Source organism: Mycoplasmopsis felifaucium ATCC 43428 (genome assembly GCF_000687775.1).
Taxonomy (GTDB): domain Bacteria; phylum Bacillota_I; class Bacilli_A; order Mycoplasmatales; family Metamycoplasmataceae; genus Mycoplasmopsis; species Mycoplasmopsis felifaucium.
In genome coordinates this window covers 19,802-32,360 of sequence record NZ_JHXS01000010.1, presented here as the reverse complement: position 1 = coordinate 32,360, position 12,559 = coordinate 19,802, and the positions used below count along the sequence as shown (strand labels likewise).

10 protein-coding genes and 1 pseudogene are annotated in these 12,559 nt (G+C 30.1%); 4 read left to right on the top strand and 7 right to left on the bottom strand.

What is annotated here, in order from left to right; all coding sequences use genetic code 4:
- From T390_RS04080 to T390_RS04035, 4 genes and pseudogenes are all read left to right on the top strand, one after another.
- Positions 1-206, top strand: a pseudogene (locus tag T390_RS04080) (hypothetical protein); the annotation flags it as partial.
- A 224-nt stretch (positions 207-430) separates the two neighbouring features.
- Positions 431-1,429: a tryptophan--tRNA ligase gene (gene trpS, locus T390_RS0102295; protein WP_027334895.1), complete on the top strand. Its 999-nt coding sequence runs from the start codon at positions 431-433 to the stop codon at positions 1,427-1,429.
- Between the two features lie 11 nt (positions 1,430-1,440).
- Positions 1,441-3,189, top strand: a complete 1,749-nt coding sequence (thrS, locus tag T390_RS0102290) for a threonine--tRNA ligase (RefSeq protein ID WP_027334894.1) — start codon at positions 1,441-1,443, stop codon at positions 3,187-3,189.
- The gene (locus tag T390_RS04035; RefSeq protein WP_084260951.1) at positions 3,182-3,586 is read left to right on the top strand and encodes an MAG3450 family membrane protein; all 405 of its coding nucleotides are present in this window, start codon (positions 3,182-3,184) and stop codon (positions 3,584-3,586) included. The genes thrS and T390_RS04035 overlap by 8 nt, the downstream gene beginning before the upstream one ends.
- A gap of 54 nt (positions 3,587-3,640) precedes the next feature.
- On the opposite strand, the gene T390_RS0102280 is transcribed toward T390_RS04035, so the two are convergent.
- The 7 genes from T390_RS0102280 to T390_RS0102250 all read right to left on the bottom strand — a co-directional run bounded on the left by T390_RS0102280 (position 3,641) and on the right by T390_RS0102250 (position 12,523).
- Positions 3,641-4,921, bottom strand: a complete 1,281-nt coding sequence (locus tag T390_RS0102280) for a hypothetical protein (RefSeq protein ID WP_027334892.1) — start codon at positions 4,919-4,921, stop codon at positions 3,641-3,643.
- A gap of 7 nt (positions 4,922-4,928) precedes the next feature.
- Complete coding sequence (locus T390_RS0102275) at positions 4,929-5,204, bottom strand: hypothetical protein (protein ID WP_027334891.1); 276 nt, start codon at positions 5,202-5,204, stop codon at positions 4,929-4,931.
- Between the two features lie 3 nt (positions 5,205-5,207).
- Complete coding sequence (locus tag T390_RS0102270) at positions 5,208-6,236, bottom strand: ABC transporter permease subunit (RefSeq protein ID WP_027334890.1); 1,029 nt, start codon at positions 6,234-6,236, stop codon at positions 5,208-5,210.
- Positions 6,145-7,275, bottom strand: a complete 1,131-nt coding sequence (locus T390_RS0102265; protein WP_036436105.1) for a carbohydrate ABC transporter permease — start codon at positions 7,273-7,275, stop codon at positions 6,145-6,147. Before T390_RS0102265 ends, T390_RS0102270 begins: the two co-directional genes overlap by 92 nt.
- The gene (locus T390_RS0102260) at positions 7,265-9,358 is read right to left on the bottom strand and encodes an ATP-binding cassette domain-containing protein (RefSeq protein WP_027334888.1); all 2,094 of its coding nucleotides are present in this window, start codon (positions 9,356-9,358) and stop codon (positions 7,265-7,267) included. The genes T390_RS0102265 and T390_RS0102260 overlap by 11 nt, the downstream gene beginning before the upstream one ends.
- 73 nt (positions 9,359-9,431) lie before the next feature.
- Positions 9,432-10,337 carry a thermonuclease family protein gene (locus tag T390_RS0102255; RefSeq protein WP_027334887.1) on the bottom strand — a complete coding sequence of 302 codons (906 nt, stop codon included), beginning with the start codon at positions 10,335-10,337 and terminating at the stop codon, positions 9,432-9,434.
- An 80-nt stretch (positions 10,338-10,417) separates the two neighbouring features.
- A complete protein-coding gene (locus tag T390_RS0102250) occupies positions 10,418-12,523 on the bottom strand; it encodes a P68 family surface lipoprotein (RefSeq protein WP_027334886.1) in 2,106 nt (701 codons plus the stop codon).
- Between the last annotated feature and the right edge of the window lie 36 nt (positions 12,524-12,559).

Below are 12,559 nucleotides of genomic sequence, written 5' to 3'. Positions count from 1 at the left end.
AAAATGCACATCGTTTTATCAGAAGATTTATCCCAAAAGGTACATCTATGGATAAATTCACTCAAAGTGATATGGATATAATCCAAGAAAGAATTAATAAAATTGAAAGGCATAATATCGCTGACTGAAATTATAAAAATTTCAAGCCTTCTCAGTTAGAGAAAATTTCAAACTCGTTCATTAATATGAAACGACAATTCAGATAATTTATAAAATTCATTAAAAAATCATCTTTTTTGCCTTATAAGGCAATCTTTTCTATTGCTTTCTAAGCAATAGTCTATTATTAAAATAGATTTTTATTATTTATCGTTTTAGGCGGAACCTCACTATTGCATTTTATATAATACACTTAATCAACTAAAAACTTAATAAACCGTATAAAAGTAATAAAATATAAATTATATTTATATTTAAAACAGGTGTTATTATGGAAAAGAAAAGATTAATAAGTGGAATTAAACCAACAGGTGATTTAACTTTAGGTAATTATATCGGTGCATTAAGAAACTTCGTTAAATTGCAAGATGAGTACGATGCGTACTATTTTATAGCGGATTTACACTCATTAACAACTGGTGATATGTCCCCAAGTGAATTAAGAAAGAAAAGAATTGAAATAGCAACTTTATATTTAGCTTGCGGTCTAGATCCTAATAAATGTAATCTATTCTTTCAATCTGATATTTTAGAACATACAATGGTTCAATGAATTCTAACGTGCGAATCAACTATGGGCGAATTAAATAGAATGACACAATTTAAGGATAAAAGTTCTAAAGTTGTAAAGCAAGCTAATGGAACGGAGAAAATTCCTACTGGCTTATTTATTTATCCAACTTTAATGGCGGCCGATATATTAATTTATGACGCAGACGTAGTTCCAATTGGCGAAGACCAAACACAACATTTAGAATTAACTAGAACACTTGCTGAACGTGTTAATAAAAAATATAATATGACTTTTAAAATACCAACTGGCATTATTCCAAAAGTAGGAGCAAGAGTTAAATCTTTAACTGATCCAACTGTAAAAATGTCTAAAAGTGATAAAAGCAGTAAGTCAGCTATTTACCTATTAGAAGATCCGAATGTTGCTTATAACAAAATTATGAAAGCTGTTACAGATTCAGAAAATAAAGTTTATATTTCCGAAAATAAACCTGGTGTATTAAACCTTTTAAATATATATGCAGCTTTAAACGACATAAGTTTAATAGATGCCGAAAAACATTTCAAAGACAAAAATTATGCCGAATTCAAGCAAGAAGTAGCTGAATCGGTAAAAAATGAACTTATTAAAATTCAATCAAAATATGATCAAGCGAAACTTATTGTTAATGAAGTTCTAACTAAAGGTGCACAAGAAGCATCAAAAATATGTAAACCTATAGTTGCTAAATTAATGAGAAAAATAGGTTTGAAATAACAAGGAGAATCATGAAGATACAAGCAGATAAACAACTTAATCATACAACTAGCCACCTTTTAGGTGCTGCAGTTGAAATGTTATACCCTAATGTAAAATTAGGCTTTGGTCCTGCAACTGATGAAGGTTTTTACTATGATTTTGATTTCGCTGAAACATTTAGTGAAACTGAATTACCTAAAATTGAAAAGTTAATGAAAAAATTAGCTAGCAGAAATTTAATTACAGTTCAAATTCCAGAATCAGAATATGATTTTACCAATAAGCCTTATAAAAAAGAGTTATACGATGAATTAAAAGCACAAGGTAAAGAAATTACTTTCTACGCTTTACAAGATCCTTTGAACAAAGAAATCGTATTTAAAGACTTATGTGCAGGTAATCATGTTGAAAGTACAAAACACATTAAACATTTTAAATTACTTAACATCGCTGGTGCATACTGAAGAGGAAATAGCGACAATAAACAACTTACAAGAATTTATGGTACATCTTGAAATACTAAAGAAGAATTAGATAATTATTTAGCTATTTTAGCCGACAGAAAAGAAAGAGACCACCGTAAAATAGGCAAAGAAATGAAAATCTTTACATTCAGCCCTCTAACAGGTCAAGGGCTTCCGATTTGATTAGAAAACGGAATGTATATTCATAATGAAATTAGAAATCTTGTACTTAAATTAGACAGAAAATACGGCTTTACTGAAGTTTTAACTCCACACTTTGGAAATGAAGAACTTTATAGAATTAGTGGACACTTAGCACACTATAAAGATGATATGTTTAGTCCTTTAGTTGTTGAAAACGAAAGATTAATTCCTCGTCCAATGACTTGTCCTCATCATATTGTTACATACAACACAGAAAAAAGGTCATACCGTGATCTACCTATTAGATATAGCGAACAATCTCAATTATATAGATATGAAAAATCAGGTGCTTTAACAGGTTTAGAACGTGTTAGAGGTATGCTTTTAACTGAAGGACACTTATTTGTTAGACCGGATCAAATAGAACAAGAAGTTAAACATATGTTTTCACAAATTACAGAGATCTTAAACATCTTTAAAATAGACATAAACTACATTTCATTATCATTAAGAGATCCAAAAGATAAAGAAAAATATTTTGATAATGTTGATATGTGAAATACAGCTGAAGCAATGCTTCAAAAAGCTCTTGATGATATGGGAATCAAATACGAAAAAGTTGTTGGTGAAGCCGCCTTTTATGGGCCTAAAATTGATATTCAAATCGTTACTGCTTTAGGTCATGAAATTACTGTATCAACAGTTCAGTTAGACTTCTTGCAACCTGAAAAGTTTGATATTACATATGTAGATAATAATGGTGCTTTAGCTCGTCCAGTTATGATTCACCGTGGTTTAATTGGTACATACGAAAGATTTGTAGCTATTCTTTTAGAACAAACTAAAGGTAATTTACCATTTTGACTAGCACCAAAACAAATTACCATTATCCCTGTTAATCTTGAAGAAAACTTAGCTTATGTTAAAGAAGTTTATGAAGAATTATGGAAACATGATTTTAGAGTCAAAATTGATGATTCAGATGAAAGATTAAACAAAAAAATCCGTAATGCACAAGTTTCTAAATCTAAATACCAATTAATTTTAGGAGCTAATGAAATTGCAAACAAGACTATTTCATACCGTGAATACGGAAAAGAAGAAACACACACAGTTAAATTAGATGAATTTATTAATATGCTTAATAATTTAAGAATTAATCATGAATAATAAGAAACAAAAAACGCCATTAGGGCCAGTAGTTACAATATTATTCATATCAATATTCTTAGTTATTCCACTTAGTACAATTTGAATTTTAAGCGATCCTAAATTCGGAAATCAAATAATTCAAAGTACTTTATGAATTATCCTAGGTCCCTGTTTGATAGTATTTTTCGCTTTAATAATTAATTTTATATGTGTATATTTTAAAATAATTAATATTAGAAGTTTCAACTTCAGCATTCCAATAGCTTTTATTTTAATTATTTTATGTACTTTTTCATTAATACCTATGCCCTTTTGAATAAAGTATATTATTGCTCCAATTGTAGGTGTATTATTAGCTTTATTATCAAATATAACTATAGGTAGAATTGAAGACAAATTAGATGCTAAAAAGTAGCATCTTTTTTGTATAAAAAAACAAAGCCATTTAAGGCTTTGTGATTTGTTATTATTATTTTCAAGCTTGACCGATTTCGTCTATTAAATAAGCGTTTTGGTCAAATGTGATTTTATTAGCTTTAAGTTCTTCTTTTGTTTTATAAGCAAATTCATAGCTAGAAGAGTTTATATCATTAGTTGTAGTAAAGTCTTTAACAGGATCAAATAAATACATTTGTTTGCCAATTTGATATTGCACTAAGAATTTTGTTTCTTCAGTTGTTTCATTCAATTGTTTAAATTGTAAAATTTCAACATTATTTGGAGTTGCATAATAGAACAAGAATGCAACTAAGTAAGCTAAACCAAATTTACCAATTTTGCCGCTTTGATCAACAGCTTGTTTAAATTGAGCTTGTCATGTTTTGTTACTTAATCAGAATGGGTTAACAATTTTTTTATTATCTTCAATAAATTTTACTGGGTCTTTTGAGAATGATTCAACAGCATTTTTAGGTAAAAGATTTTTATCTTTAAATGCAGATGTATCACCTTTTCCAGATAAACCATATGATTCATCAACATATTCTTTAGGATTAGCAGTTTGCACTAAATAGTATAAAGGAGCAATAGATTCTTGAATTACATATTCATTATTTGCGTCGTATTCTTTAATTAATACTTTAAGTAAAGAAATAATTTTCTTGTAGAAACTATATAAATTAGTTTCTGTTTTTGAATTTGAGAGTGTTGAATCGCTAAATATAGGACTAAATGCAATTTTCGGAAGAATTCCACCGATTGATACTTTTTTGTTAAGTGCTGAATCTGTGTAATTTTCCATTGCGTTAATATTGATTACTGAATTATTACCTCAATTATTTGAGTTGTATAATTCAGTATTTTTAACGCTTAAAAAGTTATGTTGGAATGGAGTATTTTTAGTTAAGTAATAGATAAAATTGTTTGTAATATCATTTGGTAAAACTACTTTAATAGTTTGTTTAGTTTTTACGTCTTGAACGTCTCTATCAATTCTTAAGCTTAGTGAGAATTTTGAATAGAATCTTTCTAATGCAATGAATTTTTGAAGTTTAAAATCTTCAAATGTTTTGTGTAATACGCTTAAATAATTTGCATAATCAGGATTTTTTGAATATTTTTCTTTTAAAAATAGTTTGTCAAATTCTTCAATGCTTTTTCCTTCAAATAAGTTGTTATTTTGATCTAAGTATTTAGCTTTTGCAATTTGTTCGTCCTCTTTAAATGGGTTAACACATGAAACTAAGGCAATAGGGCTAGCTAAAGCAAATGCTGAAGCTGGTAAAATTAATTTTTTAAAGTTTAATTTCATAATTCTCCTATAATGTTGCACTGTAATTTCATGATTTAAAACCTAAGAAGCTAATTGATGCACCAATCGTGAAAACGATGATACTAAATGCCAAAACACCTATAGCATAGGCTTTTCAAGCAGAATACTCTTGAATAAGATCAGTTTGAATTTTAACGTTAGCAACTTCTTCAATAGAACTAACTTTAGCAATAATAACTGAACATACAACAATTAAAACTAAGGCAATAACACTTAAACATAATCAAAGAATTGTATTAGCTTTTATATTAACTTTTTTCATATTCTATCCTTTAATTGTACTTCCTTGACGACTAATAGCAGACATAATTCTCTTTCTAAATAAGAAGTAGAATACAAACATAGGAAGAATAACTAAGATAGCACCAGCCATTCTAATGTTGTCAAATACACGTTCATCTTGCGTTGATGTTTCGCGACCTACACCAAATAATCAAACTGACATAACTCTATAATCTGTACCAGCTACTAAGCTTGGTCATAAGTATGAGTTTCATGAGGCTAAGGTAGTTAAAATTACAATTGTGAGCGTAGTTGGTGAAACCATTGGAATAGCTATTTTAAATAAGTATTTAAAACCAACTACACCATCAACCATAGCAACTTCTTTAATTCTACTTGGAATAGCTTCAAAAGCATTTCTATACATTAAAGCATTGAATACTGAAGCTACGAAAGGAATAGCAATTATAAATAAGTTATAAATGAATAAACTAGCATCGCCTTGAGCATCAGGCTGTACGACGTTCTTGATTTTTAAGACAACCCATTGCTGACCTGCAAGCAGTGCAACTTCTGGAAGGATTAATAATGACATTAAAATAAATCAAATGAATTCTTTTCCATATCATTTTTTAAGGCTGAATGCATAACCTAAAAATAATGTAACAAATATTTTAAGGGCAATAGAAAGCAATACATTGCAGAATGTTAAGAAGAATGAGAATAAGTATCCTTGTTGTCAGTCCGCTTCCCAAGGTCAAATACCTTTATTATCAGGGTTTGACGCTGATTTCATATTGCCAAAGAATTTAAATTCATTTGGTCAAATACCTGCTTGACCGTTTTTAACTAAATCAGCTTGTTGATTTCCCATTGTTGCCATTAAGATCATATAGGCAAATGGAATAAGTACTACGAGTCCAAATAAACATAATAATAAGATTTTAAAGAATGATTTAGTAAATAAAGAAAGTAATGAGCTATCTTGTACTTGCTGTGTAACTAAATCTCGCTTCTTCTTTAGAATAGAATTCGCGAATTTCTCTTGAATCTTTAATTTTGTTTCAAACATCAGATTCTCCTTTATTTAATGATGCTAAGGTTAGGACTCTAAAACCACCACGAATGATTGTTGAATATGTAATACCAATGATGAATAAGATTAATGAAGCTGCACCAGCTAAAGCATAGTTATTTTGTTTTACATATGAATAAATAAATAACATAAGTGTTGATGCACCAGCGTTAATAGCTTCTTCTGGTTTGTTGTTGAACAATGCTAATGGGAATACTTTAATACCGTTGATAATACCCATTGTCATGATGAATGTAATAGTACTTTTAATTGATGGTAAGGTAATTGTAAAGAATTGTTTAAAACCTGATGCTCCATCAATTGAGGCTGATCTATAGAGGTTTTTGTCAACTGATAGCATAGCAGTTGTGAATAATAAAACGTTGAATGCTAAGCTGTTTCATACACCATTAACAAGCATAACAAGCATTGATTTAAAGGCCGTTACACCTTCTGGTGTTCTTTTTAATCAAGGTGTGTTTCCTTGGAAACCAAAAGCACGCAAGATTTGGTTAAATTGACCGTTTGTGTCAAAAATTTGCACGAAAGCCAATGAAACGGCTACGGCGTTAGTTACGTAAGGAAGGAAGAAAATAGTTTGCCAAAATCCTCTTAATTTTTTACGAATAACGCTTGCTATAAGGGATGAAATTAAAAGTGAAACTACCATTGTAATAGGTAAAACCAATAAACCATATATAAATGAGTTTCTAACACCTACTGCAAATTGAATATCTCTAAATAATGCAGTAATGTTATCAAATCCAGCGAAGTGGCTTGTTACTTTTCCGCCTTCAGAAACTTCGCTAGTAAATGCACTTTTAATGTTAAATGCAAATGGAATAACTGTAAATGTTAATAAGATAACAATAGCTGGAACAATTAAAACAAATGCGAAAAAGAAATTTGTTCTTTTATCTACTACTGAACCGGCAATAGTATTTGAATTTGTTTTTGTTTGTTTGCTTAATGAATATTGGAATAATGCATCATTATTAGTTTTTGAGCTTATTCCTCTAAAAAGCTTATTGAACATTGTATTCAACTCTTTCTTCTGTCACTGCGTCAAAGATATGTAATCTATCTGCAGGCATACTAAAGTGAATTGTGTCCCCAGCTTTAAAGTTATATTTATTATTAACAAGGAAGTTTAATCTTACTTTATCAATTGTTTCAACGATAAGTTTAGATTCTTTACCAAAGTTTTCAGCTGTTTTAATAACACCTGAGAAGTCAGCATTTCTTGAAGTTTCACGAATAATGTAATCTTCAGCACGAACACCAACTTTTAATTCTGCTTTATCAATTCCAGGAATTACTACACCCTTAACTTCTTTACCAGCAACAGTTAATTTACCATCTTCATAGATTGCTGATAATAATCCCATTTCAGGCATACCAATGAATCTAGCAACGAATTCGTTAACTGGTTTGTTGTAAAGTTCCATAGGTGAACCAAGTTGTTGAACTCTTGAAGTTGACATACAGATAACAATGTCGCTAATTGACATAGCTTCTTCTTGGTCGTGTGTAACAAACACAGTTGTAATGCCTAAACTTTGTTGAATTTCACGGATTCATTGTCTTGTGTTAATTCTTAATTTAGCATCAAGGTTTGAAAGAGGTTCATCAAGAAGTAAAATCTTAGGTTTTTTAACAATAGCACGAGCAATTGCCACACGTTGTTGTTGACCACCTGATAAACGGGTTGGTTTCTTTTGAAGAATACCCAGGATTTCAACACGCTTAGCAACATCAAGCACAGCTTTATGGATTGCTTGCCCAATTGTAAGAATATCTTCAGATAACTTAGCAATTTCTTCTCTTTGTTCTTGAGTTAATTTAGCAGTACGAAGTTTTTTATCTTCCTTCATAATTGCTTGGAAGTTGTACTTAGTATTTAATTCTTTTTCAATTAATGCGTGTTCTTTTTCAAGAATAACAGGAATAACACTTAAGTTTCTCTTACGTCTTGCCAATTTTTCGTTTTTAACACCAGCTAACGCTTTCTTAGCATCAATATACTCTTGTTTTAAAGAAGCAACCTTTTCTTTGTTGTCTCTTTCAATTTCAATAGTTTTCATATGGTATCTGCAAATCAATGCATTTTTTAGAATTGTTTTTTCCAATTTAACCAATTTCATAGCATCATTCAACACGAAATCTTGTTTGTTGTATTGAGCTATTTTAGCAATTAAACCTTTGTAAACAGCTTCTAACTCTGTAAGTTTTGCATAAACTTCATCTGCAGAACCACTAGGTTTTTTGAATTTTAATAAACCTGAATCAATAATTTCTTGATTAATTGAACATTCTAAATATTCTTTTTGAATAGCATTAGCTTTAATAACAGAATCTTCAATTTTAAGGTTTTTAATTATTTTCTTGTAATCTTCTTTGAGTTCATCAAAGTATTTTAAAGTCTTTTTAGCTAAAAGGCTATATGCAGATTCATAACGGTTTTTAGCTAAATTGTAAGCACTTTGTGCTTTAACAAAATTATCTCTTGTAGCCGAATATTCTCTTGAGTACATTCTTTCCATTTCATCAAGAATTTCTCTAGTATAAACTACTGTTTCTAAATATTTATTAGTTTCTTCTTCTGAAGCACCTAAATATTTAAGATAAATGTTGTTAATTTTAGTTTGAGCAATTATTCTCTTAGAAATAATTGAGTTTTGTCAGTCAGCATCATTTTTTAATGGGAATGCGATGTTTCCATAAACACTCATATGTGGATATAAAGCATAGTTTTGGAAAACGAAACCTAATTTTCTCTTTTGTGGAGTTAAGTTTGTAACATCTTTACCGTAAAATAATACATTACCACTACTAATAGTTAATAAACCAGAAATAGCGTTTAATGTTGTAGTTTTACCACTACCAGATGGACCTAATAATGTAACTAACTTTCCTTCTGGAATTGAGAAGCTAACGTTATCTACAGCTAAGGTTTCACCAAAGTCAATAAATACGTTTTTTAATTCTATTGCAGGAATAGACTTATCGATTTTGTGTTCTTTAACTCTATTTAGCAATAATTCATATTGTTCTCTATCTTCAGGAGTAATATTTACAAAAGATTTTTTAATTGATTTAAAAAGTCTATTTAAAAACATATTTTTCCTTACTTATTATTAATATTGAATTTTTGATACTTATTTTGATACTTAAATATTTAATATGTAAAGGTTATTTTTGCACAGGTTGTGCAGGTGTAGTTATTACACCATTTTCAACAACTTCACCATTAGCATATACTACTTTAATAGGTTTATATGCAAATTGAGCATAATCATAAACAGTTTGAATGTCTGGATTGCCAGCTCCTTCAAAAGCGAATGATCTTCAACCTTCACCGATAGGTTTAATTTTATATGCAGTATAAGCTAATTTTTCATATGGGTTATATGAAGTTGTCATTGGTCTTTCACCAAAGAAACCAATTTTGTTATCTTTAGCATATTTAAGGGCTAATCCCATTAAATAATATGTTCAGTGTGCAGCCGTGTTAGAATACACCATATTTGGAAGGTTTTGACCACCTTGATCTAAAGGTAATGTTAAACCAGCTTTTATAATTTCCACTGAATAAGATCTATTTACGTCCGCAATAGAACTTAATTGATTTTTTTCATTGCTATAGAAGATATCTCCCGTGAATCTTCCAAATGTATCGCTTTTACCACCAAGAGTTAGGAATACATAAACTTCTTTACCGTTAAATAAAGTTTTTGAAGCAAAATCGCTTGATTGAGTTGAAAAGTGCTGTTCTTGTTTTGAAGCTATTTTGCCTCCAACAGCTTTTTCAGGGGTATCAATACCAGCAATTCTTATTTTATTTTGTATTCCTTCTGCGATACCATTTTTTTCATTAGCTTCAAGGGCTCTAACTGTAACTGTATCTCCATCAGCTCCGCTAACAACTACGGCCTTAAACATATAAGGAGCTACTTTTTCAACGTTTAAATTAATACGTGTATCTAGCTCAACAATTTTTGGACCGTCATTAATTTGCTTTGTTACACAAGCTGCAGAAACAACAGGAAGAAATGAAGCAGATAAAACTAATGAACCTAGTAATAATTTTTTATTCATATTTATTTTAATGTTTCAATACAAAATAAACACAAACTACAAGCCTAGCCGTAGTTTGGTTTTATTAAGCTTAGAAAGAATTATTTAAATTTTGAAACGATTGGAGACATTGTAGCAACGATTGATGTAGCAAATTCTGCTGAAGCACCATTACCTTCTCTGATTTGGGTAGCAATAGCTTTGTATGCAGCGTTAAATGAATCTCTATAAGGGTTTGAGTATACACTTGATGGTTCTTCATAAAGTTGAATTGATTTGTCTGAGAACATTTCAACAGCAACATTTAAGTAAGGGTTATCTTGAATTAATTTCTTCAATGAACCTTCTTTTTTGAAGTCAGCGTCAAATCCTTTGAATGGAACAACGTAGCTAGCTACTCTAGAAATGTGTTCAAAGTTATTTTCGTCATATTTAACTTCTTTACCTTTAACCATTTCTTTGAATTCACGAACATCAGTACTTGTTAAGTATTTAACGAATTTTGCAGTAGCTTTGTCTAATTTAGCATTTTTCTTAATTGCATACAAGTTAGGACCTTGTGAGAATGCTGTTTTAATTGTTGAATCGGCAGCGTATTTTAATGGAGCTGATGATACAACCAATTCATCTTTACCTAATTGTTGTGATGCTTCAGGTTTTACATATTTAACTTTATCTCCATATGATGTTGTTGAAGCTGGTTCTGAAGCTAATTTGTAAATAACATATTTAACATTATTTTGTGTAAATACACCTAAGTTTTCAAATTGAGTTGATTGAGCATTTAATTCTTTAATTGCATCTGCTTCAGCTTCAGAAACTTGGATGTATTTACCACCTGTAACAATTTTTGAAATGTTTGCATCTGCTTCTGCACTTGTTGAAACATAGTCATATTTAGCATTTTTAGGTGTTACACCCATAGCAACTACTGCATTGTTATATTTTCCAAGTGTAGCAGCTTTATTACCGCCAGGTAAGATTTCAGCTATTTTTTCTAATTTCTTAGATTTTGAATTGTAAGCTTCAACATAAGGGGTTGATGTTGTTACAAAGTTGTGTGTATATCCAGCAGTTGAACCAAAGTTAGAACCTAATTTGTGAGCTACTTCGTCTGATGAAGAGTATGCACCACCACCATAGATCTTAAGAGCACCTTTTTCAATAGCAGCTTTAAGCAAGTCAAAGATTTCAACTTCAATTTTTGTTGTAGCATTTTCTGGGTTTAACACTGATTTAAAGTCAATTTTAACGAATCCATCAGCATCTTGACCTACAGCCATAGGCATTTTAGAGTCATCACCATTTAATCTTGAGTAAAGCACTGTGTTTAAAATACCAGATGGGTCATCAATACCTAATAATGCAACAGATGATTTTTTAGTATCTGATGATACTGTAAAAATTTGAATTGCTTTTGTAATGAATTCAATGTATCCTTTAAAGTCACCAAATACACCTTCAAGACTAAAGTCAACTGCATCAGCACCTTTAGGGTTTCCGAAGATTTTCTTAATTTCTTCAGCAGCTTTTGCTGCACCAAACATTGATTCTGTTTTGATGTAGTCAACGTCTGATGATCAAACAGCTTCATCATTAACTCTAAATTTAGATTCAATTTGACCATCAAGTTTGTAACCTGCATCTTTTAATGTTTTAAATACATATTTGTAAACTGGACCATCAATACCAAATGCGATAGATGATTTTAATAATGGTAATGCATAGTTACCACCAGCTTTAACACCTTGAATTTTGTTGTTGTAGTTAGCAAAACTTTCTTCAAATACATTCTTAGATGTTACATAATTGCCTCATGTTTTATCTGAGAAGTCAAATGCTCTACCAGCTTTAACGATTTCAGCAATAGTTGTACCATAGTTAACTGTTAAACTTGGTAAATCAACTGATTTGTTTTTCATACCAGTAACAACATAGTCATTACCAGCTGAATAACCTGAACCAATGTGTTTTAATTCAACAGGTAGATAGTCTGGAGAATTTTTTTCTGTTGCGTTATAGTTGGCAATAATGTCGCTAATTGCGTTTCATTGTTCTTTACCTTGCGAGAAGGTTACACCAAAGATAACTTTATCTCCTTTAATTTCGTTTGTATTTCCACATGCTACTGTTAAAGCAAGAGGTGCAAGGCCTGTAACACTTAAACTTGAAGCAAGTAAAATATTTTTAATTTTTTTATTTTTCATAATTTCCTTCCATTTTTGAAAGAGTGTTAGGAATAA